Source organism: Clostridiales bacterium (genome assembly GCA_015243575.1).
Classification (GTDB): Bacteria; Bacillota; Clostridia; order Peptostreptococcales; family Anaerovoracaceae; genus Anoxybacterium; species Anoxybacterium hadale.
In genome coordinates this window covers 2,117,092-2,143,619 of sequence record CP042469.1, presented here as the reverse complement: position 1 = coordinate 2,143,619, position 26,528 = coordinate 2,117,092, and the positions used below count along the sequence as shown (strand labels likewise).

Sequence of the window (26,528 nt, the reverse complement as noted above, 5' to 3'; positions counted from 1 at the left end):
TAGGATTCTGAATGGGATGCTTTACTGTTTAAAGTGCAAATACATAAACGAACCACCTACTGCCAGGATTTCAGCGGGTATTAAGGATAAAGAATGAACGAAAAAACCTATCGTGTTTTAGAATACAATAAAATATTGGAGCTTTTGCAGTCAGAGGCAGCATCCGTCATCACGAAAAAAGCGGTGGCAGAAATGAAGCCTTCCCTTGATGTGTATCTGATTCAAGAATTGCTGGCGGAAACCACGGAAGCGGTTTCCGTTATTATGCGTAAAGGAGCACTGCCGTTGGGCAGTTTTTATGATATCAAAAACAGCATTTATCAGGCGGACAAGGGCAGTTCTTTGACCATGAAGCAGCTTCTTGAAATTCTGTACAATCTGCAGGTTGTTCGGAATGCTTCGACGTTTTTGAAAAGCGATCTGCCGGAGCTTCCCATTATCAAGGGGCTGGCAGAGGTGCTTAGTGTGCAGAAGAGACTGGAAGACGATATTGATCGCTGTATCATCTCTGAAGATGAAATGGCCGATGCTGCAAGCACGGAACTAAAAAATATCAGGAGAAGTATTCTGCGTCAGAATGAAGCGATTCGTACCAAGATCAACCAGATTTTAAATTCGGCGGACAACAGAACGATTCTTCAGGATGCCATCGTGACCATGAGGCAGGGCAGATATGTGGTGCCGGTCAAGCAGGAGCATAAAGCCAGATTCTCGGGAATCGTACACGACCAGTCGTCAACCGGCGCTACTTTGTTCATCGAGCCGCAGGCTGTGGTGAATTTAAACAATGAGTTGAGAGAACTTGAACTTGCAGAAAAGGTGGAGATCGAGCGTATTCTGGCAGAGCTTTCTGCCTCTGTGGCAGAAGTTTCTCAGCAGCTGCTGAACAATCAGGATATTCTATTGAAGCTGGACTTTATCTTTGCTAAGGGCAGGCTTTCAGTAAAACTAAAGGGAGCAGCCCCTACCATCAATACCGAGGGAGCATTGCGAATCAAAGACGGAAGACATCCGCTGATTCACAAGGACAAGGTTGTTCCCATCAGTATTGAAATCGGAAAACGATTCAACACGCTGGTGATTACCGGACCAAACACCGGGGGGAAGACGGTTACCTTGAAGACGGTGGGGCTCTTTGCCCTCATGACCCAATCGGGTCTGCACGTTCCGGCGGGGTATGGTACGGAAATGCCAGTGTTTCAGAAGGTTTTTGCAGATATCGGTGACGAGCAGAGTATTGAGCAGAGTCTGAGTACCTTCTCTTCCCATATGAAGAATATCGTGGATCTCGTGAATAATTCCGGCAAAGAGACTCTGGTTCTTGTGGATGAGCTTGGAGCAGGGACTGATCCCACGGAAGGCGCCGCTTTGGCAATTTCCATTCTGGAGCATCTCAGGGATAAGGGCGTCAAAACCATCGCTACGACTCACTATACCGAGCTGAAAAAATATGCCATTGCAACAAAAGGCGTGGAAAATGCATCCATGGAATTTGACGTGGAAACCTTAAGTCCTACTTATCGTCTTTCCATCGGGACCCCGGGTAAATCGAATGCTTTTGAGATTTCTGAAAAACTGGGTTTGAAACCTGTGGTGATCAGGCATGCAAGAGGGATGCTGGAAAACGGTGATATTGAGTTCGAGGAGGTCATTACCACTATTGAGCAGGATCGCAAGCTGGCTGAATCGGAACGCGATGAAGCCATTTTGATGAATCTGGAAATGAAGAAGCAGAAGGAGCAGTTCGACAAGGAAAGAGCCAAAATGGAGGAGCAAAAGGAGAAAATCCTCAGCAAAGCCAGAGAAGAAGCAAGGGATATGCTCAGAGAAGCAAAGGAACTTGCGGATCAGGTTCAAAAGGAACTGCGGGAACTGGAAAAACAGCAGAATTCAGGAGATAGAAACAAGAGATACGAGGACGCAAGGCGCAAACTGCGTGAAACCTCAGACAAATATAGAGAAAAGATCGTTACGGCGGAAAATCCCAATCCTGTCAGAGCCGATGAATTAAAGATCGGAGACAGGGTAAAGGTTTTGAGCCTGGATCAAAAGGGCAACGTCTTAACTTTGCCCGATGATAAGAATGAATTGATGGTTCAGGTTGGACTTCTAAAAATTAATGCCAATCTGGACAATATCTCTATTATTCAAGATGGAACCAAGAAAAAGGAGAACAAAACATCCCGCTACGGTACTCTTTACCGGAGCAAGGTTCAGAATATCTCCATGAGCATCAACGTGCGGGGGAGCATTCTGGATGATGCGCTGATGGATGTGGATAAATATTTGGACGACGCTTATATTGCAGGACTAAAAGAAGTCACGATCATACATGGCCGGGGTGAAGGCATCCTCAGAGAAGGAATCCACCAGCTGCTGAAGCATCACAAGCATGTTTCAAAATACCGTAAGGGTGCTTATAACGAGGGCGGAGACGGAGTTACGGTTGTAGAACTAAAGTAGTTTTGGGGTTTCTTTCCGGAAACCGCTCGTGCTCAAAGTCGTGATGCAGATTTGCTCTCAAAACCGCTCACCCTCGAATTTAATGATTATAATCAAAGGATAATTCGCGGGTTCGGACGGTTCCTACGAGCAAGCCTGCATCACTCACCTGTGCTGAGCACTCGGACGCTTTCATGCTTGAAAGCCCCAAAACTATCGATCAATGTCCGTGCTATATTATCCAAGTTGATAAACAGACCAGAAGGTGAACATTTCTGGTGAAGAAAACATCCGAGCGTTTTCGCAAGCAGATATGCTCACCGATTTTCAGGAAAGGATACAAAAGAAGATGTACTTAATCAGTGCGTGCCTGGCGGGAGTTAATTGCCGATATAATGGCGGCAACAGCGACTGCGACTGGGTAAAGAAATTTATGAAGGATAAGGATTGCCTTTTGGTGTGTCCAGAAGAGATGGGAGGTCTAGAAACGCCCAGGTCTCCGTCAGAGCAAATCGGCAACAAAGTCATATCCAAAGACGGGCAGGACGTCACAAGAGAATTTTTAATAGGTGCTGAAAAGAGTCTTCAGAAAGCAGAAGAAACGGCTAAAGAGCTGGAACAGGACATTCAATTGGCAATCTTGAAGGCCAAAAGTCCGTCCTGTGGCTGCGGTAAAATTTACGATGGGACATTTTCCGGCGTGTTGATCGATGGGGATGGAATGCTCACGGCCTTGCTGAAGGAAAAAGGGATTCCTGTTATTACGGAATTGCAGGAAACTGATGCAGATCGGTTTATATAAATAGATGAAACTCGATTATTAAGGAGGATGGATTCATGATAAATTTTAAAGAGAAAATAGCCGAAGTTCTGGCGGAAGCCCTCGAAGGACTTACTCGGGAAGAAATCAAGGATATGCTGGAAATCCCTGCAGACAGCAAAATGGGTGATTATGCATTCCCATGTTTTAAACTTGCAAAGGTAATGAGAAAAGCACCGCCGATGATTGCACAGGGTATTGCAGAAAAACTGCAGGACAGTGAATTGTTTGCCAAGGTGGAGAGCGTCAATGCCTATGTTAATATGTTCCTTTCAAGAGATGTTTTCGTGAGGGAGCTCGTATCCGGCGTAGCAGCAGATCAGGATCGATACGGCAGCAGCGATGTGGGACAGAACAGAAAGGTAATCGTTGAATTTTCTTCCCCAAATATTGCAAAACCATTCCATATCGGACATATCAGAAGCACCGTAATCGGAAACTCCATTTATAAAATATATGATTTTCTTGGTTATGACACGGTAAGAATCAATCATCTGGGCGACTATGGCACCCAGTTCGGAAAGATGATTGTAGCCTACAGAAAATGGGGGAATGAAGCTGATGTAACTAATGAACCCATTAAAACCCTTTTAGGCTACTATGTGAAGTTCCACGAGGAAGCAGAAAACGACCCTTCTCTAGAGAACGAAGCGAGAGATGTATTTACAAAGCTGGAAAACGGAGAGGCAGAAGAGACAAGGCTCTGGCAGTGGTTCCGGGACGAAAGTCTGAAAGAATTCAACCGTGTTTATCAGATGCTCGGTATCGAATTCGATTCTTATGCGGGAGAGAGCTTCTATTCCGACAAGATGGATCGTGTCATAGGTATGCTGAAGGATGCCAGCCTTCTGAAGGAATCGGAAGGCGCTCAGATTGTTGATCTTGAAGAGTATAACATGTCACCGGCGCTGATTACCAAGAAGGACGGCTCATCGCTTTATATTACAAGAGATATTGCCGCAGCTGTCTATCGAAAAGAAAATTACGATTTCTATAAGAATTTATATATCGTTGCATCTCAGCAGAACCTTCATTTCCAGCAGTGGATCAAGATTATTGAGCTTCTTGGATTGGATTGGGCAAAGGACTGCGTGCACATTCCATTTGGACTGGTGAGCCTTGAGGAAGGAACCATGTCCACAAGACACGGCAGAGTCGTCTTTCTGGAAGAGGTATTAAACCGTGCAGTGAATCAGACAAAAGAGATTATTCTGGAAAAGAACGTCAATACGGACAATCTGGATATCACTGCAAAGCAGGTCGGGATTGGTGCTGTTATCTTCCAGGAGCTTTCCAATAACAGAATCAAGGATTATGTATTCTCCTGGGATAAAGTACTAAACTTTGAAGGTGAAACAGGACCTTATGTTCAGTATACCCATGCGAGAGCAGCCAGCCTTCTGCGAAATGGCGGCGAAAGCACAACCAAAGCTCTTGCAGCCCCAGATAAAGCCAACATGAGCTATATTTCGGGGGATAGTGCTTACGAGCTGGCGAAGCTGGTTTACAGATTCCCGAATGCAGTACTGGATGCGGGAGAAAAATACGAACCTTCCGTCGTTACAAGGCATATCGTAAATATAGCCCAGAGCTTCAATAAGTTCTATCACGACGAGCATATTCTAGTGGAAAATGAGGAGGAGAAACAGGCGAAGCTGCTTCTGGTTTATGCTGCCAAGCAAACGATCCAGAATGGACTGAAACTTCTCGGTATGGAAGCGCCGGAGAGAATGTAAGCGAATAACAGCGAGAAATGGGCAGAATAAAAGCGCAGGCAAGTGAGAACCTGACAGAATTGAGAGCGCGAAGAAAGGAAGTTATCATAATGAGATACGAAGGCAGTGTTTATAGACCGCCCAGTGAGGCTTACAGCCTTATAATACAAGTTACAATTGGGTGCGCCCATAACAAATGTACCTTCTGCACTATGTTTAAGGAAAAAAAATTCAGAGTCAGAAACGTTAAAGAGGTCTTGGAAGATCTGGATATGGCCAGACAGAATTATAGAAGGATCAACAGGATTTTTCTCGCAGACGGAGATGCCTTGGTCTTGCAGAACAAAGAATTACTTGTGATTCTGGATTACATCAAGAAGCTGTTCCCTGAATGCGAAAGAGTCGGGATTTATGGCTCTCCTCAGGACATTCTGAGAAAATCCCACGAGGATCTTGTGGAGTTAAGGGAGCATGGCATCGGAATCATTTATATCGGCGCGGAATCAGGAAGTGACCGTGTGCTGAAAGCAGTGAACAAGGGAGCAACAAGAGCAGATATTATTGAATCGGTAAGACGAGTTGAGACAGCGGATATCCCTGCATCTGTGACTTTTATTTCAGGCCTTGCAGGTAAGGCAGGTTGGGAGGATCATGCCATCGAGTCAGGAACCATGATTAGCGAAATGGAAGCTTCTTATGTAGGACTGTTGACATTAATCACCGAGCCCGGTGCTGAAATGCACCGTGATATTGCAGAGGGACGTCTCGAATTACTTTCCCCCCTGGAAGTTCTAAAGGAGACAGAGCTGCTTCTTGAACATGCAAATGTGAAAAAAACCTGTGTATTCCGCAGCAATCATGCATCAAACTACGTGTCACTGAAAGGAGATCTTCCTCAGGACAAGGACCTGATGCTCAGCCAGCTGCGAAACGCTATGAACCATGCAGATTCGCTGAAGGATGACCGGTTCCGTATGCTGTAGGGCATGCCGGGTAAACCTGATGCAGTGAAATAACCGCTACGGAGACCGGATATGAAACTATTACTTACCACGCTGAATTCGAAATATGTGCACTCCAATCTGGCATTGAAGTACCTCTATGCCAGTGCGGAGAGCAGCAGGCGAAATATCGATATTCAGGAATTCACGATTAACAATGATGACGATTACATATTGACAGAGCTGCTGCGGAAAGATTACGATCTGATCTGCTTTTCTTGTTATATCTGGAATGTTGAAAAGACGCTCTATCTGGCTGAGACTTTAAAAAAGGCCAAACCTGACCAAAAGATTCTTTTCGGGGGGCCTGAGGTCAGTTATGATGTGGTTCCTTTCATGGGGCAGCATAAGTTTGTGGACTTTGTCATTTCCGGTGAAGGAGAAGGGCCCTTTAGCGAATTCGCAGAAAGCATGATATCTGGAACGCCAGAACTTGAGCGAATCAGAGGTCTTACTTACCGCATTGACGGAAAAATCTTTGTCAATCCGCCGGCGCCGCCGCTGGTTTTTGAATCAGTGCCTTTTCCATATTTAAGTCTTGTCTGCGAGGACGACAAAGTCATGTATTACGAGTCTTCAAGAGGCTGTCCTTTTCAATGCAGCTACTGCCTTTCCTCAATTGAGCGCAAAGTAAGAACACTGCCTATGGAACGAGTCAGATCGGATTTGAGTTATTTTATCTATAAGCAGGTGAAACAAGTAAAATTCATCGACAGAACCTTCAACTGGGACAGGCGAAGGTGCGCAGAGATTCTGCAATATCTGATTCTCAGCGACAACGGCGTGACTAATTTTCACTTTGAACTCTGTGGGGATCTGGTAGACGAGGAACTCATCCGGCTGCTGGCTCAGGCGAGGCCGGGATTGTTCCAATTTGAAATCGGCGTACAGTCAACCCATGAAAAAACACTGGCAGCATGTAACAGAAACAGTAATTTTCCAAGGCTTGCTGAAAATGTGAAGCGTCTCAAAGCATTGGGAAATATTCATCTACATCTAGATTTAATCGCCGGGCTTCCTTATGAGGATTATGCATCGTTTCGAAGTTCTTTCAATGATGTGTACCAATTGAAAGCCCATCAGTTGCAGCTGGGTTTTCTAAAACTGATCAAAGGAGCTCCCATCCGGGAACAGGCAGAAGAACACGGTTATATCTACAGGAGCAAAGCGCCCTACGAGATTATATCAAATAACTACATGACTGCACTGGACTTGGTTCGTTTAAAGAAGATGGAGAATCTTTTGGATTTATATTATAATAGAGGTGGCTTTCGCCGAACGCTGGACTTTTGTATGGACAGCCTAGAGCTGGCACCCTTTGATTTTTACGAGGAGTTTGCCGATTATTATTATCTGAAAGGCTTTCAGCACAAGTCACATAAGAAGGAAGACCTATACCGGATTTTTCTACTTTATGCAGGCTGGAAAGAACGCTTTATTCCTGATATTAAAAATACAATGCAAGAGCTGCTCACACTGGATATGAAGGAGACCCTCAATCCGGATGCGGTTAAAAAATTTGAGAGAAAGGGATGGGAAATCCTGTAGGTGAAATGATGCAATTTCTAAAGAAAAAGGAAGACAAGATTGAAGCACCCCAGAAAACCCCGGAAGAGTATGATATCAAGGAGCGTCCGGATCGAGTCGGAAAATATCTCAAGAAATACACGAAGACCTTCGTTTTTGATGAATTCAGTGAAGATTATATCAAACGAACAAATCTCGAATATATGAAAGGTGTTCCGATTCCTCTTCGCAAAGAGGATTTGGAAGGGTTTAAGGGTGGAGAAGGGATCAAGATTCCGTTCCTTCAGGAAAACCTGGCCTGGATCATGGGTATCGATCCCAAGTTTCAATACACAGAACAGTATGTCAAGATGCTTTCCGGATTTGCGCCAAAGCGAATTGTTAATGCGCTCGTAAAAAAGGGCAGAGACTTGGCGGAACTGAAGGATTTAGATGCAGCTGCGATACATTTCCGAGCAGCACTTTGCATTTTGCCTACCAATATTCATGCCATGTATAGCTATGCAAGAGTCTGCAGAGAGCTTTACCTTTCCAGCAATAATGCAGAGTATATCGGACGTTTTAAAGCCGAATCCATTGAATATTTCGAACTCTTGGTTGACTTTTACCCGAGATACAACCAGTCCTATTATTATCTTGGTTATGCATATCTCAATATGGGACTCTATATCAAAGCAAAACTTGCCTGGGAGCAGTTTCTCAAACGAAACGGCAATCTGAAAGATAGAAAAGAAATTATGGAACGAATGCGTCAGCTTGAGCAGCCGGTAAAGATCGAAGAAGGCTGCAATGCGGTACTTGCCGGGAGATATGAACTAGGGATTGATATCCTGGAGCCCTTTGTAAATACGAAATTTAAAGATTGGTGGCCTATGTCCTATTATCTTGGAGTAGCGTATTTGAGAACGGGAAATCGTAAGGATGCTGTCACAAACTTTAAGAATGTTCTGGCACTGAATCCTTCCCATATTGAGTCTATGGAGGAATTGGCAGAAATCTATGCGGAAAGCAAGGATAAGGAAAACGAGACAAAGTACAGAAAGAAAGCCGAATTAATTAAATCTGGCGGACATAAGTAGGATAACCGAAGTATTGTGAATAAGGGAGGATATGAATGAAACGACTGATGACGGGAAACGAAGCCGTGGCAAGAGGAGCCTATGAAGCTGGATTAACCTTTGCTTCTGCCTATCCGGGCACTCCCAGCACGGAGATTCTGGAAAATATGGTACAGTATAAAAATGATTTGTACTGTGAATGGGCACCCAACGAAAAGGTTGCTTTAGAAGCAGCGATTGGTGCTTCGATTGCCGGAGCGCGTTCCATGGCTGCGATGAAGCATGTGGGTGTCAATGTTGCTGCGGATCCGCTGTTTACCTTTGCCTATACAGGTGTAACGGGAGGCTGTGTTCTTGTTTCTGCGGACGATCCCGGAATGCACAGCTCACAGAACGAACAGGATAACAGAAACTATGCAACTGCTGCAAGAGTTCTCATGCTGGAGCCCTCAGACAGCCAGGAGTCCAAGGATTATATGAAGCTTGGTCTTGAACTCAGCGAAAAATTTGACACACCGGTTATGCTGAGAATGACTACAAGAGTCTGTCACAGCAAGAGTCTTGTCAGCCTGGAGGATCGGGTTGAGTCTGCGCTCATCCCCTATGAAAAAAAGATTGCCAAATATGTTGCAACTCCAGCCAACGGAAAGGCGCTGAGAAGAAAACTCATCGACCGTTTAAAGAGCATGGAGGAGTATTCCAATAACGCTGAGATTAATCAAGCAGAATATAATGGCACGGAAGTCGGTGTCATCAGCTCCGGTGTGGCATATCAGTATGCCAGAGAAGTTTTCGGAGAGGACGTTTCTTATTTAAAGCTGGGTATGACCTTCCCTATGCCAATGGCAAAGATCAAAGAATTTGCTGGCAAGGTTAAGAAGCTTTATGTGATCGAGGAGATGGATCCCTATATTGAAAACCATCTGAAGATGGCAGGCATCCCTTGTATTGGGAAAGAACTGATTCCAGAGATGGATGAACTCAATACGGATATCGTTCGCAAAGCGATCTTCGGTATCTCCACTGAGACGATCCAGTCAGAAAAGGAAGCTGTGGTAAGACCGCCTGCGCTCTGCGCCGGATGTCCTCACAGAGGCTTCTTCTACGCCTTGAAGAAGAAAAAGAACATCATCATTACAGGAGATATCGGCTGTTATACCCTTGGTTCTGCAGCGCCGCTTTCAGCAATGGATACCTGTATCTGCATGGGCGGAAGCATCAGTGCAGGCCATGGAGCTGCACAGGCTCTGAAAAAGAATGGGTCGGATCTGAAGGTAGTTTCTGTTATCGGTGACTCCACCTTCTTCCACACAGGAATCAATAGTCTGATGGACGTGGTCTATAACAACGGAAACAGTGTTACTGTGATTCTCGATAACAGAATCACGGGAATGACAGGACATCAGGAAAATCCGGGAACAGGCTTCACCTTAATGGGAGATGTTGCCGTAGAGGTGGATATTCCTCTGCTCTGCAAAGCCATCGGTATGAAGGAAGAAAACGTCCTAACCGTGAATCCCCTCGATTTGAAAGCAATGGATCATGCACTTTCTTATGGTCTTGCCAAGGATGAGCCTACTGTGATCATCGCAAAATGGCCTTGCATTCTGAAAAAATTCAGCGAGCAGGATAAAAAAGAGTTTGACCTCACACCAAAAAAATGTGAAATCGACCAGGAAACATGTAAAAAGTGTAAGTCCTGTGTCCGAACAGGATGCCCTGCAATTAACTCGGGAGATCAGATCGTAATCAATCCGGATTCCTGCACTGGCTGCAGCATTTGTAAGCAGGTATGTCCCTTCGATGCGATTCGGGAGGTGAAATAAATGAGTGAAGTAAAGAATATCCTTCTTGTCGGCGTTGGCGGACAGGGAACCATTTTGGCTAGCAAGATTCTCTCGGAAGGGCTGTCACAAGCCGGGTATGACGTAAAGATGTCCGAGATTCACGGGATGTCCCAGAGAGGCGGAAATGTCAGTACACAGATTCGTTTCGGCAAAAAGGTATACTCCCCCATCGTAGGAAAAGGAGAAGCGGACGTTATTGTAGCCTTTGAGGCAATGGAAGCGCTGCGCTGGATCGAATACCTGAAGCAGGGTGGAAAGATGGTTATCAATGATTTTGAAATTCCATCGGTACCTGTGCAGCAGGGTATTGCAAAATATCCAGAGGGTATTGTGGAAGAGCTGGTACATAAAGCAAAGGCATCGGTCTTTAAGGCCGGAGAAATCGCTTCTGAGCTGGGAAACTCCAAGACGATGAACATCGTCCTTCTGGGAGCGCTTACAAAGGCAATGGACATTCCTGGTATCGATTGGGAAGAGGTTATCAGGCACAACGTGAAACCGGGATTTGAAGAAATTAATATCAAAGCGTTCCGAGCAGGAGCCGATCAGGTTGCATAACTGTAGAAGCTGCAAATAATTTAGGGACTGGGGAGCGATTTTATACTCATTCCTCAGTCTTTTTGACTAGATACAGCAAAAATGATAGCATTTGAGTCATTGGGTCTATGGCCAGGAACCAAGTATCAGCAACGCCTTCAGAGGTGTTGGGCCTTTCCTCTTGAAAAAAAGACAAAAACTTAAGAATTTAATGATAAAAGTTGTTGACATTACTGCTCGTTCTGATATATAATAAATCTTGTCGTCAGCGATGATGGATTGGTATTCCAAGGTAGCTCAATGGTGGAGCACTCGGCTGTTAACCGATAGGTTGTGGGTTCGAGCCCCACCCTTGGAGCCAACAATGCCGGAGTGGCGGAATTGGCAGACGCACAGGACTTAAAATCCTGCGATCTTTACCGATCGTACCGGTTCGACCCCGGTCTCCGGCACCAACATACTGATTGATAATTGAACAAAAGCGGTAATTGCCGCAAACTTAATACCGCGGGATGGAGCAGCTGGTAGCTCGTTGGGCTCATAACCCAAAGGTCATAGGTTCAAATCCTATTCCCGCAACCATATTTATTATGACAGGTATAACGCCTGTCTTTTAATATCCCTCGGTCGGTACCGAACATTAAGACTCCGGTCTCCGGCACCAACACCTTGATTGTCAACTGAACGATGGCAGTATTGCCGAAAACTTAATATCGCGGGATGGAGCAGCTGGTAGCTCGTTGGGCTCATAACCCAAAGGTCAGAGGTTCAAATCCTCTTCCCGCAACCATGAACTTAGCGACAGATAATATTCTGTCGTTTTTTATTTCTGCCGCTAAGTTCATTCAATACCATGGGAAGAGGATTTGAACGGAAGAATCCCAACCAGCTGAAGCTGGGGGATTCCCGTATGGCACCTACCAGATATTTGTTTCACAAATAAGGTTAGGTGCGTAACCTGAACAGGCACCCGCCGTAAAGAAAACAGTCGTGGACTGTTTTTAGGGGGGTGGTCCAAGAGGCCTGAAAGAGGTCTCTCAGGACGGCAGATGTGCAGATCGAATGTAAATCGGCACATCTGTGTAAATCCTTTTCCCGCAACCACGTAAATGTCCATGGAATCAAAACGCTTCCATGGTTTTTTATTGTTAAATATAAGATAAAAAACATATCTGAGATAATTTTGGGGAGATAACAATAAGTACAAGAAGGGAATGGGTGCTCTGTTGAAGCAATCTGTTCATCGTATTAAATGGGTATAATCATAATTTGGTTTATGTAAGAGGTAATTGCGATTTTAGTCGCAAATTACCTTTTCTTTTAGCTGAATACGATTACGATTTTGTCAACGTGCAGCAGTATGATCGGAATGATAACGGGGATTAAATATTTTTTCAATTTATACCCTCCTTTCCGATGAGATTTAATTATTAATAAATTATTCAGGTGTTGTCCTGTTTAGAACTTGTAAAGCTATTTTCATTGCCATATGGAAATAAATGGGGTATGATAGTCGTAAAAGACTAGGGGGTATTGATATGAACTCGATCACAAAAAACTATGGTATCCTTTTATTGGCAATATTCGTTCTTGGATCACTTTGTATCTTAAAAAGTTATGCGATCGGAATGTTTTTTCTGATGATTTTGTCAGATGGATGGGATATTTACCAAGTAAACTACACTGTAGCAGGCTGGATTGTTTTCGGAGGAGTGATCTCTCTACTGTCTGGCTACGGATTGATTAAAATAATGCTGAAGTATATCTGTTAATTCACAAAAGTTCAGACTATTTTTTCTTCCTCATATTGATGATGGCGATATAAGTCAAGAACAGACTTGAACGAAAAGGAGAGGGCGGTTCCTATGCGTAAAAAAAGTACTTATATATTTTTCTTGGTCCTTTTGTTTCTAATTGTGATGACCTTTCAGTCATCTGCAGAAGAATCTAAACCGATTCGTGTCCTTGTTGATTATGATTTTGTCAATTTATCTCTTGAGCCGCAGATGGAAAATGGGAACACTTTGGTTGAGTTTCGCCCCATTTTTGAAAGACTTGGGTTAAACGTGAAATGGGATAATCAGACGAAAACTATTGTTGCGGAGAAGGAAGGACTTAACATTCAGCTAACGATAGCGAGTAAAATTGCAAAGGTGAATAACCAGGAGAAAGCACTGTTGATCGCACCAGCAATTATTAATGGACATACAGTGGTTCCGGTTAGATTTATAGCCGAAAATAGCGGGGCTGAGGTACAATGGGATAGTAAACTTCGCTTTGTACAAATTTTTACCTTAAATGGACAGCTATATAATGCAGTGACGGGGTCGAATGTGGCATACTGGCAGGGTAATGTGGAAGAATACACCGAATCTATTCAGGGTATCCATGATATATTAAGTAAAGGCGCAGATCCAAACTATATTCCTTATAATGAGACTAGTTTGCTTCAGGGGAATGTAACTACTGGATCACCTCAGGTAGCTGACATGTTACTGTATGCGGGAGCAGATGTAGACCTTAAGACAAATGGGATTACCCCGCTAATGCAGGCAGTGGATTATTTGAGATGGGATTGTGCGGATGTCCTTTTAAAGTACAAACCAGATTTATCAATTAAGGATGACAACGGATTCACAATTTTAGAACGTATCCTTGATTCTGACTATACCGATATGCATGAAGAGTATCGGACCAAGTTCCAATTTACAATGGTTCTCCTTGAGAATTATGTGAAGCGTGAAAGGTTAGGTAAGCCCTACGAAGATTTGATTGATAAAATAAAAAAGAAGAATTATATATAAGTAAAAACAATAGAACCCCTGTGCATGAGCAAAAATCAAGAAAATCAAGTCCATCGATAAAATGTGCAGCACATGATTGCGGTTAATCTGTCCATACTAATAGTGAAGCACTGGTTGGTTTCATACGTACAAAGATCGACAATGAAACCAGAGCATCCTTTAGCGATTAGATGGAGGTGAATCAAATGGAGATGCAAACCGTAGACTATCTGAAAAAGGCTTTGCTGGACACGCAGGAACGAGTACGGGATTTCAAAGCTTATTCTGCAAAGATAGAGGATAAGGATTTGCAGGAGTTTTTCGGCGACTACTCGCTTTCAGAAGGAAAGCAAGCGCAAAAGCTGCAGAAATATCTTGAATCCCAGAAGCACTGAAGACGGCCACCCAATGGGTGGTTTTTCTTTTGCAATCTTAACGTCGAATATTGTCGAAATAGATAAAAATATGTTGCAATACTCAAATGGTAATTTTATAATAGAAAGACCAAAATGCAGTAATTCTAAAAAAACATGCAAATCAAATAATGGAAAATAAGTAGTATAAGTTGTAATAGTAAAGGAATATTGAAGCATGATTATAATGGGTTTAATCAATAACGCAGCACTGCTATTGGCTTTAATCATTATTTATGAAATTAGTTATAACATACCAGCTGGATGGGTTAAGCTGGTACCGTGGATGAATGGTATTCTCATTGGTTTCATAGGATTGATCATAATGACGTTTCCTTATGAATTAAAGCCCGGTATATTTTTTGATACCCGCACGATTCTAATTAGCACATCTGCACTGACATTTGGATTGTTACCAGCAAGCATTGCATCGATTATATTGGTCCTGTATCGGATTGCGCTGGGTGGAGCAGGACTTCTGATGGGCATTGCAACGATTGTTACATCAGTTTGCGTTGGAGGCTTATGGAGGCACTTTTTTATACCCCAATATGGAAGACTACGGTGGGTTAATATCTATCTCTTTGGAGTTGTAGTTCACCTTTTGATGCTAGTAGATGCATTTGTTCTAGCATGGGATACGGCATTACAAATCATAGAACAAATCACAATACCGGTTTTATTGGTATATCCGATAGCCACTGTGATCCTTAGCCTTTTGATATTACAGCAAAAGGAACGGAAAGAAGCACAAACCAGGATCATGGATGCGGAAGAACGATATAAAAGTATCTTTCATAACAGCCACAATATTATGCTCCTTATTGATCCTCATAGCGGAAGTATTATTGATGCAAACCCAGCAGCTTCCAGATTCTATGGATGGACAATAGAGACCTTGAAGTCAATGAACATCGAGCAGATTAATACGCTCAATCCCGATGAAACAAAAGCTGAAATGGAGAAGGCTTACCTGGAGAAAAGAAACTATTTTTTATTTCAGCATAGAAGAGCCTCGGGGGAAGCTGTAGATGTTGAGGTGCATAGCAGCCCTGTCACCTTGAAAGAAAAAACTTATCTTTATTCCATAATACATGACATATCCGATCGAGTTGTAGCCAACCTAGCACTGTATGAAAGCGAGCAACGCTTCCGCCTTTTAGTGGAAAGCGCACCGGAAGCAATCTTCATTGTATCGGAAGGTAAGTTTCGATACATTAATGAGTTCGCAGTTTCTGTTTTTGGGGCGCAATCTGCAGCGCAGCTGCTCAATACAAATGTAATGGACCGCTATCACCCAGATTACCATGGGATCATCAGAGAACGGGTCAAAATTCTGCTGGAGGAGAAAAAATCGATGCCTCCCAATGAGGTGATTTTCCTAAGGCTTGATGGTACTTCTGTTTTCGTGGAGGTAAGTGCAGTCCCAATTCATTATAATAATACAGACGGATCATTGGTAATTGCCCGGGACATTACTGAACAAAAAATTGCAAGCTACGAAATACTTAAGCTTAACACGGAACTGGAGCAGCGGGTAGAAGAAAGAACCTCAGAACTTCAGAAGTCGGTGAATGAGCTGGAAGCATTTGCCTATACGGTATCCCATGATTTGAAATCTCCGTTAAGAGCCATAGATGCATACAGTAGGATTTTAATGGAGGATTATCCGGAAGTAATAGAGGGTGAAATCCAAGACATCCTTAGCAACATCAAAAATATCAGCAGAGACATGATTGCACTGATTAACAAGCTTCTTCAATATTCAACAGCGTCGCGTCTTGGATTATATCGGGAAACCATCGACCTTCATCAATTATTCGAATTAACCTTCAATGAGCTGACTGCTGCAATACCGGAGCGGCGTATCAAGCTCATCATGGAGACACAAATCCCCAAGATAGAAGGGGATAAAATTCTATTAAAACAAGTCGTGAACAATATAATTTCCAATGCCGTGAAATTCACCCGCAATACCGACACTGCAGTCATTAAGGTTGGACATACCATTGAAGCAAATCAAATTACGATTTATGTAAATGACAATGGAGTCGGTTTTCCAATGGAATCCTCGGAAAAGCTGTTCGGAATTTTTCAAAGACTTCATTCTGCCGAGGAATATGAGGGAACGGGAATTGGGCTTGCTACCGTTCAGAAAATCATCAAGAAACATGGCGGAAGAGTACGGATTTTAGGAAAAGCTGGTAAAGGGGCGACGATATACGTTACACTTCCAAAATAAGAAGAACAAAATCAACGAAACGTTGGGAGGGAATCTATTGTTCAAGGTGATGATTGTTGACGATGTTGAAGTGATGCGGAGAGATGTGAAACGGTTAAAGCTGTGGGGAGAATCATCGGGATTCATGATTGAGGCCGAAGCAGTAGATGGTTTGGATGCACTGGAACAATTAGAAAACAACTCCTTTGACCTTGTAATCACAGATATTAGAATGCCCCGAGTCGACGGGATTGAACTCTTACGACAGATCTCGGAAAGAAAGCTATGTCCTGTTACGGTTTTGCTGAGTGACTTTACTGAATATCACTTTGCACGGCAAGGGATCTTATATGGTGCTTTTGATTACATAGGAAAACCAGTAGAGGAAGCAAGCCTGGCTGAATTGCTTGGCAGAATTGGAAGATATTTGGGCAATCTGCGTGAAGAGGAGCGGCAAAATCTAGAACTGCAAGATTATGCTCATGATGCCATAAGCCTAACAGAGGATAAAAAGCAGCTGATTCACAACATCAAAAGCAGAAACCTCAAAGCAGTAGACCAGGCTGTGGATTTAATTGGCCGGATTTGTCATCTATATCATTACGATCATTTCAAAGCTATGGATGCATTGAAAAATACTACCCATGAGCTTATTGGAGCGCTCAGGCAGACCTACCCGTGGCTGGAGCTCTTTATTGATTTGGATCAATTGGAAGCAGATTTCTATTCGGGAAGCGAAGTTGTAGAAGAGCTTCAAAACAGCGCAAACGGGATTCTCAGGGAGCTAATCGTACTGTTAAACAAACTAATGGGCAGTCCCAGCAGTGAGCTTATATCCAAAACTTGTGAATATGTGCTCACCCATGTGGATGAAGAGACTTCCGTCAAGCTTCTTTCAGAGAAGCTTTTTATCAACAAATCTTATTTAAGTGAAACATTTAAACAGAAATTCGGAACAACACTGCTGCAATATATTAATATGGTAAAGATAGAGAGAGCAAAAAAACTGCTTCAAGAAGGTAAACTAAGAAATTATCAGATTTCAGAGATCCTTGGTTTTAAAGATCCCGAGTATTTCGGAAGGCTTTTTAAAAAGAATACAGGCGTGTTGCCCAAAAATTATAGGAAGTAGTATCAGATCCAACCGTTACTATTTTAGAGAAAAGAGGATGAGTTACAAAACATCCTCTTTTAATATAGTGGGAAATGTAGCTTCAGCTGCAGTGGAAAAACGGACAGCAGGGAGCGAAGCGAGTCGGAGGCCAAAGGCCAAAGGCTGTTAGGGTTCCTTAGCGGAAGTGGCGAAGCCACTTTTTTTATTGGTGAGAAATCAGAACAAACCCAGTGGAATCTTACTTACAGCTTTAAGGGATTGATAAAAATCTCACAAAGCCGACGTTTTTCATGGTAGAAACCATCTTTTATGCATGTTCATCTCTAATATCATTCGATACAATATTGATGAAATCTCGGCTGGAAAGTGATTCAGCCATATGGATAAAAATATCGTAAAGACTCAGATGATCACTTTAAGGGAGGGGAAAATGGAAGAAATATCGGTCCTTTTAGTAGAAGACTCGCGCTATTCGGCGGATTTGAATATTCGAGAGATAAAAAAGGCGAACGTATCAATTCGATTCCACAAAGTGGTAGCAAATCAGCAATCCATGAGAAATGCATTAAATGAGTGGGAATGGGATTTGATTGTCAGCGACAATTCAATGCCGGGCTTCAGCGCTCTTGGGGCATTGGAAGTTCGAAACAGTATGGATAAAAAAATTCCTTTCATTATCGTCTCTGAAGATATTTTTGAGAGAGACCTGGATAGAGCCTTCAGGGAAGGCTGCTCTGCTTTTGTTCCAAAAGAAGAATTGGTCATGCTGAGAAAAATTGTAAAAGAAATACTCATCACTCATCGTATGGAAGATTTGTTTTAGGAGGAAAAAATGAAATTAAATCTATCAAAAAAAATTGCTTTATTTGTTTGTATACTAATCCTGATCGTGGCGTCGATTTTAGGAGTCTTGTCAGTACGATCCAGCACAAATGCACTAATTCAGCAGCAGAAGGAACTGGGAATGCAAAATGCTAAAGATGGTGCAGCTCGTTTGAATGCAGTTGTCCAAATGCGGCTTGGCATATTGAATGAGGTCGCCAATCGAGCCGATACGCAGTCAATGAACTGGGAGCTTCAAAGAGAGATCTTGGCAGCCGACGCCGAGAGGCTTGAGTATTTGGATTTAGCGGTGGTATCCCCCGATGGTACTGCCCGCTATGCATTGAGTGGAGAAGTTGCACAGCTAGGAGATCGGGAATACGTGAAAAAGGCGTTTCAAGGCGAAGCCAATATTTCAGGCGTTATTGTCAGCAAAGTAACCGGTGAGCCGGTTATCATGTACGCTGCACCCATTCAATCTGGAAACAGTGTGATAGGAGTCCTTGTGGGGAGAAGGGACGGAAATGCGTTAAGTGCAATCACAGATGAGCTTGGCTCAGGAGAAAGAGGCTATGCTTTTGTTCTTGGTCCAGAAGGTGTTATTTATGCCCACCCTGATAAAAATATGGTCCTCGATCAGGTGAATATATTTGCTGATATTGAAACCGGAGGAAGCTTGCAAGAGTTTGGGCTGAAACTAGAGGCGCTGGGCCTGGCGAAAGAAGGATCAATAGAATACAATTATAATGGGGAATATCGAATGGCAAGCCTTGCACCCATTCCCGGCACCGGATGGACTTTGGGAGTCTGCAGCTTTGAAGAGGATGTATTGAAGGGCTCAGTTGCCCTTAGAAACACTATTCTAATTGCTTCCATTGTGATTGCAGCGATGGGAATTCTTGCTGCAGTCTATCTTGGTATGATGATTAGCAGACCCATTGTAAATCTGAAGAAAATAGCAGACAAGCTTGCAATTGGTGATGTCAATGTCATTGCAGAGACGAAACAGAAAGACGAAATTGGAGATCTTACGGTGGCGTTTGCTAAGATGATCGAGAATACGAAGACACAGACCGATGCAGCAAAGAGAATTGCTATGGGAGATCTGACCATTGAAGTCAAGCCGCGGTCGGATGCTGATGTACTTGGCATCAGCATGGCAGCTGTAGTTGCTACATTGAAAGACCTGGTGGCTGAAGCTGAACTGCTTACGGCAGCAGCTGCTTCCGGAAGATTGGAAGTAAGAGGCGATGCTGATCGATTTGAAGGAGGCTATAAAGAGATCATCGCCGGTGTCAATGGAACTTTGGATGCGGTCATTTTGCCGCTGAATGTTGCTGCAGAGTACATGGAACAGATTAGTAAAGGAGAAATCCCGAATCGGATTACAGATGAATATAACGGTGACTTTAATGAAATAAAGAACAGCTTGAACGAATGTATTGATTCGATGAATGGGCTGCTCGAGGAAACCAATTTGTTGATACGGGCCGCGCAGGATGGAAAGCTTGATGTCAGAGGAAACTCAGAAAAATTCAGCGGAGACTGGGGAACCTTGATTCAAGGGGTCAATAATCTGATCAATGCAATGGCAACTCCGATTAACGTGACAGCGGAGTACGTAAAAGCCATCAGCAAGGGTCATATTCCTGAGAAGATTACTGATACATATAATGGTGATTTTAATGAGATAAAAGAGAATCTAAACAGTTGTATTGATGTGATGAATACCTTACTTGAAGAAACCAATATTCTGATCCTTGCCGCTCAGGAAGGAACCCTGGATAAACGAGGCGATGCAGATAAATTCAGCGGAGATTGGGGAACCCTGGTGCAGGGTATCAATAACCTAATCGAGGCGTTTGTCCGACCTATCAACCTTACGGCAGATTATATTGACAGAATCAGTAAGGGAGATATTCCTGCAAAAATCACAGATGTTTACCATGGAGACTTCAATGAGATTAAGAATAATCTAAATAACTGCATTGATATGATAAGTGGTCTTTTGAATGAAACCAACATGCTGATCCAGGCTGCCCAGGAAGGTCAACTCGATAAAAGAGCAGATACTTCCGGATTTAGTGGTGGATGGGGAGAACTTGTGGGCGGTGTAAACCTGCTGTTGGAATCAGTGGTGAAACCCATCAAGGAAGTGACAAATGTTATGCGTGAAATTTCAGAGGGTAACCTGAATGTTTCCGTAGAGGGTGACTATCTGGGCGAATTTGGAGTACTTTCCAGTGCGGTCAATCATACCGCCAGTGACCTGAATGATGTTGTGGGTGAAATATCAGAGATTTTGGGAGCGATTTCAGACGGTAATCTTGGTATTAGCAATGTCAAGGAATTTAAAGGAGACTTTATTCATATTTCCAATTCTTTGAATCGAATTCTGGAGTCATTGAATACGCTGCTTGGTGACATTAATACGTCATCTGACCAGGTCTCTGTTGGTTCAAAGCAAGTTTCTGATGGAAGCCAGACATTATCACAGGGAACTGCAGAGCAGGCAAGCACTGTAGAAGAGTTGAATGCCTCTGTTACCGAGGTGGCGGCATTGACAAAAGAAAATGCAAGCAATGCGAATGAAGCAAATCAGCTGACACAGACTGTAAAGATCAGCGCAGAGCAGGGCAACCAGCATATGGCAGAAATGCTTCTGGCCATGGATGAAATCAGCGAGTCATCAAATAATATCTCAAAAATAATAAAGGTGATTGATGATATTGCATTTCAAACCAATATTCTTGCACTCAACGCTGCGGTGGAAGCTGCGAGAGCGGGACAGCATGGCAAGGGATTTGCGGTGGTCGCAGAGGAGGTAAGAAGTCTTGCCGCAAGGAGTGCTGAAGCAGCCAAAGAGACCACGGATCTGATTCAAAAATCCATCCAGAAGTCCTCTGCAGGGACGGAAATTGCAAACAGTACTGCAAAGGCATTGAAGGAAATCGTTTCAGGTGTTGGAAAAACTGCAGATGTTATTACTACCATCGCAAAATCATCCAATGAACAAGCCATGGGAATTGCACAAATCAATACCGGTCTGAATCAGGTTTCCCATGTTGTACAGAATAATGCTGCGACGGCGGAGCAAAGCGCTGCATCCAGTGAGGAACTGTCCGGACAGGCTGAAATGCTCAAAGAAATGGTGGGCAGGTTCCGTTTGCGAGACTATGCCAGTGAGATAAAATTATTGGATTTTGATAAATTTTAGAGGGTGAGAGAAATGGAATACGCAGTGAATCATGATACGGAGTGTAAACTTCAAAAGTCAGAGTACTCCTTTTCCGATTATTTTGATATCGAAGAACTTCAAAAAATCCAAGACCTGTTTTCGGAAGCAACCGGTGTTGCTTCCATCATTACAGAGCCAGATGGAACTCCCATTACGGAGCCCAGCGGATTTTGCGACTTGTGTAACGAGATTAGAAGAACGGAGCAAGGCTTTATTCACTGCAAGAATTCTGATGCGATCATCGGTAAAACCAATGAAGACGGCCCCATTCTTCATCGATGCTACAGTGGTGGACTATTGGATGCCGGAGCCAGTATTATTGTAGAAGGCAAGCATATTGCCAATTGGCTGATTGGACAGGTTTTTGATGAAGATCAGCCAATTGAGCCGCTGGAAGCATATGCTGCGTCCATCGGCCTTGCTGATGAAGTCTTTCGGAGAGGATTGGCAAAAGTAAAAAGAATGTCAAAAGTGCAATTTGAAAGCGTCAGCAAATTCCTATTTCAAAATGCACAGATGATTTCAAGGTATGCGAAGAATAATTTGGAGCTCCAGAGGGAATTGAACAAGAGGATTCAGCATGAACACGAAATTGAAAAGCTCAACCTGGAATTGGAGGAAAAGAGCAGGGAGATCAATAAGTTTTTTGATATTTCTTCAGATTTATTCAGTATAACAGATATCCGAGGAAATTTTTATCGCTATAACAAAGCTTGGAAGAGCCTGCTGGGTTACACAGAAGAGGATCTGAAAGAAATGCGTTATCAGGATTATCTCCACCCAGATGACCTGTACGAGTATTATCAAGTGATGAAACAGATTGAGGAGTCTGGTAAAAATATCGGCTTTACTCCCCGATTCCGGCATAAGGACGGTTCATATCGCTATCTTGAGTGGAGCTGTATCAAAGAGGGCCGGTATTATTATTCGGCAGATAGAGATATCACGCAGCGAATGGAAGCGGAAGCGGCTGCGAAGGAAACTGAGCAAACCTTGAAGGAGAGTGAAGAACGCTTTCGAACTATTTTTGAACAATATCCTATTGGAATCGCGCTGGTAGATACGGAAAACCATAAAATTAATCAGGCAAACAATAAGTTTATTCGCATCGTCGGTCGAGGCATTGATGAAATCAATGAAATGAATTGGATGGAATTTACGCATCCTGATGATTTGGAAGCGGAAGTGGAATTGTGGGATTCATTTCTTGGAGGCGCGATCAGTTCTTACAACATTAACAAAAGATATCTCCGACCTGATTCAGGCTATGTGTGGGCCAATTTGACTGTCTCCAAAGTAGAGGCAGATCCCACTGAAGGGAAGAAGCATATATTAATGCTGGAAGACATCACCAGGCGGAAACGTGCTGAAGAAGAAATTCTCTATTATAGCTATCATGATCAATTGACAGGGTTGTTTAATCGAAGGTACTTTGAGGAAGAAATTCAAAAGTTAGATAAAAGAGAAAATCTCCCGCTATCTATTATTGTTGGAGACGTAAATGGGTTTAAACTGTTCAATGATGCATTTGGACATAAACAGGGTGACTTACTATTAAAGAGAATTGCTAGTATTATTCGTTCAGAATGCAGACCAGATGATATTGTTTTTCGTTGGAGCGGGGATGAATTTGTGATTCTCTTGCCTTCAACAGATTTGGATGAGACAGCTCTGCTGGTTGACCGCATCCGGGAAAACTGTTCCCAAGTGCTGATCAATGATGTCAGCATTCATATTTCCTTTGGCTGGGATGTAAAAAAAGATCCCAATCAGAGCACGCAGGAAGTAATGACAAGTGCTGAAAATCAAATGTATATGAACAAAGTTGTAGAAAGTGAAGGGCTGCGGGGAAGTATCATAAAAACAGTCATCAATACACTCCATGAAAAAAGTCCCAGAGAAGAAAAGCACTCGCAAAGAGTGAGCAATATTAGCCAATCCATAGGAAAAGCACTACAGCTGTCTGAAATGGAGCTAAATAAATTGAAAGCAGTTGGATTGCTGCATGACATCGGCAAGATTGGAGTGGAAGGAAGCATATTGGATAAGGCCGGGGCGTTAACACAGAAAGAATATGATGAGATTAAAAAGCATCCTGAGATTGGTTTTCGAATATTAAACTCTTCCGAGGATATGCAGGAGCTTGCAGAAGTAACCTTGTGCCACCATGAACGCTGGGATGGAACCGGATATCCAAAAGGTCTGCGCGGCGAAGAAATACCGATCTTGTCCAGGATTGTATCGATTGCAGACAGCTATGATGCGATGACCAGTGACAGACCATATCGCAGGGCTTTATCAAAAGAAGAGTCGATCAATCAAATTAAGAAGCACGCAGGAAGTCAATTTGATGCGCGCATTGCAAAAATATTCGTCGATGCTGTTGTTCCTGAATTACAGTAAATTCTGAAGGGTAATGGTGTAATCACCACAACAGATTAACGAACGAATCTTCTGCCAAATTCATGTCTACAGGACACTGGGTTGTATCTCGGCTGTATTGCCATATCGGCACGTTTCCGCCGCAAGCGGGTACGGCTGGGCGGTAATTTGGTGAATCCCACGCTCCGCTTGGAGCCATTTCGGGTTCAGAACTCCATAATACTGTAAGCTGCTTTACCTTTTCGTTTTGGTTCACCGCACCGCAAAAGGCTTGGTTAAAATCGCCTGTAACCGGGTCATGATAGATGCCGCTGACATATCCCCTTCTTACGATAGCTTCTGTCCATCCAAGAATCCACTCCTTATCAATTCCAAAGAAACGCTCGATGTTGGCAAACAAGGGTATCCCTATGGGGATCCCCAATGACTGCGCATGGAACACTGCATCCTCTGCTGCTTCAATCCCCCGCAAATATCCGATTGCTTCCCGAAACGCATTGTAAATCGGTAAGATCTTTATTCCCTTACTGTGAATAAAGAAGACTTCTTGCTCCGTCAGCCCTTCTGAAACACCGGAGATTCTGGTGAGGTAACGTCCCCAGAATCTTGGATAACCCAAATTTCGGATTACACACTGAAATGTATCTTCCGTTACACTTTGTGCAGAATCAACGCCCCATTCATAAAAATACATGGAAAACCTCTCTTAAAAGTCGATTTCAAATTACAACGATTCCCTAAATCTGATTGAATATTTTAATGACATACTTATGACTATGCTAAAAGCAGAAAAAAAGAACAGGCGATGACAGCTCTTATTAATTTAAATAATACGGCAGGCTGTTGTATCGAAACCTGCTTTTTCCTTGCCCTTTAGCAGTGTTCATGATATGCTTACGAAATGATATAAGTTTAAGGATAGGTATTCTATCGATATCGGTTACAAATCAGCACAAACAAGATAATTTGCATAGTAGGGGGCTAATATCTATGAAAATAGACAATAATGAAATAGTAAAAAAGCAGCAGGAACTTTCTACTCAAGGCCTAAAAAAAGAAGCCTTGGAAATGAAAATGGAATTTTTAAAGAAGGTGAAGGAAAGCGGTGTTGATCACTGTTCCTGCAAGGAGCCATGTCCTCATCATGGAAACTGCTATGAATGTGTAGTGCTCCACAGGGGTCACAGAGATCATCTGCCGTTCTGCTTCTGGGATATGATCAATGAGAAACTTTACGGGCTATCTAGGATGACGGAAGGTTCTCTGATGGATTATTCCCCTGAAATTGAGGATGCGCAGAAAGATCGATAAACTGCAGCGCGGAAACTGATAAATTTCATAAGCAGAAGGCCAATCAGAGCGATTGGAAGGGAACGGGAAAAACAATTGACTTTCCTCGTTTTTATCCTCTATAATGAAGGCAAAGAGGCTCAATTGACAACAGGGATTTCCTGATTAGTGGCGTCAGCCACTTTTTTTCATGGCATAAACGGAGGAAGCGATATGGATCATAGAAAGAGATTTCGGTTTATAGTTAATTTTATGTATTACGGGTTTATTGTAGGAGCGGTTTATCTGCTGCTTCAATATGGGCTTGGATTGATCGCTCCTTTTATAGCGGCTTTCGTCATTGCCTATATCCTAAGGCGGCCTGCGAAGTTCTTCTCCGATTTGCTGCGCATTCCCTATAAGCCTGTTGCCTTCTTTTTCGTGCTTTTGTTCTATTGTACCATCGGTACGTTTATTGCTTTAATCGGGATCAAGCTGTTTTCAACCGCTACGGATTTGGTACTTCGATTGCCGGCAATCTATACCACTCAGATGGAACCTTACCTGATCTCCATGTATAAGCTGATTGAAAAGGAAGTTTACCAGATGGATCCGGCATTGATCACGATTATCAACGAATATTTCAATCACTTCATACAGTCATTGGGAGATTTGATTTCCAGCCTTTCTGTTATGGCTGTCGGTGGTATATCAGGCATAGCTTCATCCTTGCCGGTATTCTTCATCAAAATGCTTCTGATGGTGATCTCCTCCTTCTTTATCGCAGGAGATTATGATCTGCTGGTGGGCTTTATTCTGCGCCAGTTTTCGGGAAAAGGCAAAGAACTTGTGATTCAGATCAAGGAATATATCGTAGGAACGCTATTTGTCTGTATCCGGTCCTATGCACTGATTATGACCATCACCTTTATTGAATTATCGATCGGGCTAACTATCATCGGTGTTGAAAATTCGATATTGATTGCATTGATGATTTCTATTTTTGATATATTGCCTGTTTTAGGGACAGGGGGAATCATGATCCCCTGGACGATTATCACAGCCTTACAGGGCAATTACTCCATGTCAATCGGGTTGCTTGCGGTGTATCTAGCCATTACAGTCATTCGAAATATATTGGAACCTAAAATTGTTGGTAGCCAGATCGGACTCCATCCGGTTGTAACCCTGATCAGCATGTTTGTCGGTGTTCAGCTCTTTGGTGTCATTGGATTGTTTGGTTTTCCCATTACCTTGTCTCTGCTCCGTCATTTGAACAGCACTGGCGTAATTAAGCTGTTCCGTTAATAGCAAGACAAAAATATTCACTTGAAGCGGC

General features: G+C 43.1%; 19 protein-coding genes and 4 tRNA genes. 22 read left to right on the top strand and 1 reads right to left on the bottom strand.

Going from position 1 to position 26,528, the window contains the following annotated elements:
• Positions 1–93 precede the first annotated feature (93 nt).
• From FRZ06_09360 to FRZ06_09265, 20 genes are all read left to right on the top strand, one after another.
• Positions 94–2,463, top strand: coding sequence for an endonuclease MutS2 (locus tag FRZ06_09360; protein ID QOX63543.1), 2,370 nt, complete (start codon positions 94–96; stop codon positions 2,461–2,463).
• 328 nt (positions 2,464–2,791) lie between these two features.
• Positions 2,792–3,244, top strand: a complete 453-nt coding sequence (locus FRZ06_09355) for a DUF523 domain-containing protein (GenBank protein QOX63542.1) — start codon at positions 2,792–2,794, stop codon at positions 3,242–3,244.
• Between the two features lie 35 nt (positions 3,245–3,279).
• Positions 3,280–4,998 (top strand): arginine--tRNA ligase, encoded by a 1,719-nt coding sequence (locus FRZ06_09350; protein QOX63541.1) that lies wholly within the window; start codon positions 3,280–3,282, stop codon positions 4,996–4,998.
• An 89-nt stretch (positions 4,999–5,087) separates the two neighbouring features.
• The gene (locus FRZ06_09345) at positions 5,088–5,960 is read left to right on the top strand and encodes a B12-binding domain-containing radical SAM protein (protein ID QOX63540.1); all 873 of its coding nucleotides are present in this window, start codon (positions 5,088–5,090) and stop codon (positions 5,958–5,960) included.
• A gap of 51 nt (positions 5,961–6,011) precedes the next feature.
• A complete protein-coding gene (locus FRZ06_09340) occupies positions 6,012–7,526 on the top strand; it encodes a DUF4080 domain-containing protein (protein QOX63539.1) in 1,515 nt (504 codons plus the stop codon).
• Positions 7,511–8,584, top strand: coding sequence for a tetratricopeptide repeat protein (locus FRZ06_09335; GenBank protein QOX63538.1), 1,074 nt, complete (start codon positions 7,511–7,513; stop codon positions 8,582–8,584). The genes FRZ06_09340 and FRZ06_09335 overlap by 16 nt, the downstream gene beginning before the upstream one ends.
• A 35-nt stretch (positions 8,585–8,619) precedes the next feature.
• Positions 8,620–10,389: an indolepyruvate ferredoxin oxidoreductase subunit alpha gene (gene iorA, locus FRZ06_09330; protein QOX63537.1), complete on the top strand. Its 1,770-nt coding sequence runs from the start codon at positions 8,620–8,622 to the stop codon at positions 10,387–10,389.
• The gene (locus FRZ06_09325) at positions 10,390–10,968 is read left to right on the top strand and encodes an indolepyruvate oxidoreductase subunit beta (GenBank protein ID QOX63536.1); all 579 of its coding nucleotides are present in this window, start codon (positions 10,390–10,392) and stop codon (positions 10,966–10,968) included.
• A gap of 265 nt (positions 10,969–11,233) precedes the next feature.
• A tRNA-Asn gene (locus FRZ06_09320) sits at positions 11,234–11,308 on the top strand.
• A gap of 5 nt (positions 11,309–11,313) precedes the next feature.
• Positions 11,314–11,402, top strand: a tRNA-Leu gene (locus FRZ06_09315).
• Between the two features lie 51 nt (positions 11,403–11,453).
• Positions 11,454–11,529 (top strand) — tRNA-Met (locus FRZ06_09310).
• 132 nt (positions 11,530–11,661) lie between these two features.
• Positions 11,662–11,737 (top strand) — tRNA-Met (locus FRZ06_09305).
• A 748-nt stretch (positions 11,738–12,485) separates the two neighbouring features.
• A complete protein-coding gene (locus FRZ06_09300; protein QOX63535.1) occupies positions 12,486–12,719 on the top strand; it encodes a hypothetical protein in 234 nt (77 codons plus the stop codon).
• Positions 12,720–12,812: 93 nt separating this feature from the next.
• Positions 12,813–13,751 (top strand): hypothetical protein, encoded by a 939-nt coding sequence (locus FRZ06_09295; protein QOX63534.1) that lies wholly within the window; start codon positions 12,813–12,815, stop codon positions 13,749–13,751.
• A 185-nt stretch (positions 13,752–13,936) separates the two neighbouring features.
• Entirely contained in the window at positions 13,937–14,125 is a 189-nt protein-coding gene (locus tag FRZ06_09290; protein QOX63533.1) for a rubrerythrin, read from the top strand.
• A 196-nt stretch (positions 14,126–14,321) separates the two neighbouring features.
• Positions 14,322–16,385, top strand: a complete 2,064-nt coding sequence (locus FRZ06_09285) for a PAS domain S-box protein (protein ID QOX63532.1) — start codon at positions 14,322–14,324, stop codon at positions 16,383–16,385.
• Between the two features lie 37 nt (positions 16,386–16,422).
• Entirely contained in the window at positions 16,423–17,496 is a 1,074-nt protein-coding gene (locus tag FRZ06_09280) for a response regulator (protein ID QOX63531.1), read from the top strand.
• Between the two features lie 361 nt (positions 17,497–17,857).
• Positions 17,858–18,301, top strand: coding sequence for a response regulator (locus tag FRZ06_09275; GenBank protein ID QOX63530.1), 444 nt, complete (start codon positions 17,858–17,860; stop codon positions 18,299–18,301).
• 9 nt (positions 18,302–18,310) lie between these two features.
• Entirely contained in the window at positions 18,311–21,517 is a 3,207-nt protein-coding gene (locus FRZ06_09270; GenBank protein ID QOX63529.1) for a HAMP domain-containing protein, read from the top strand.
• Between the two features lie 12 nt (positions 21,518–21,529).
• The gene (locus tag FRZ06_09265; GenBank protein ID QOX63528.1) at positions 21,530–23,941 is read left to right on the top strand and encodes a PAS domain S-box protein; all 2,412 of its coding nucleotides are present in this window, start codon (positions 21,530–21,532) and stop codon (positions 23,939–23,941) included.
• 22 nt (positions 23,942–23,963) lie between these two features.
• Here the strand turns inward: FRZ06_09265 and FRZ06_09260 are convergent, their stop codons facing one another.
• Positions 23,964–24,614: a DUF1906 domain-containing protein gene (locus FRZ06_09260; protein QOX63527.1), complete on the bottom strand. Its 651-nt coding sequence runs from the start codon at positions 24,612–24,614 to the stop codon at positions 23,964–23,966.
• A gap of 296 nt (positions 24,615–24,910) precedes the next feature.
• Between FRZ06_09260 and FRZ06_09255 the strand changes: the two genes are divergently transcribed.
• Complete coding sequence (locus FRZ06_09255) at positions 24,911–25,231, top strand: LPS biosynthesis protein (protein ID QOX63526.1); 321 nt, start codon at positions 24,911–24,913, stop codon at positions 25,229–25,231.
• A gap of 192 nt (positions 25,232–25,423) precedes the next feature.
• Positions 25,424–26,497 carry a sporulation integral membrane protein YtvI gene (ytvI, locus tag FRZ06_09250; GenBank protein QOX63525.1) on the top strand — a complete coding sequence of 358 codons (1,074 nt, stop codon included), beginning with the start codon at positions 25,424–25,426 and terminating at the stop codon, positions 26,495–26,497.
• The last annotated feature ends 31 nt before the right edge of the window (positions 26,498–26,528 follow it).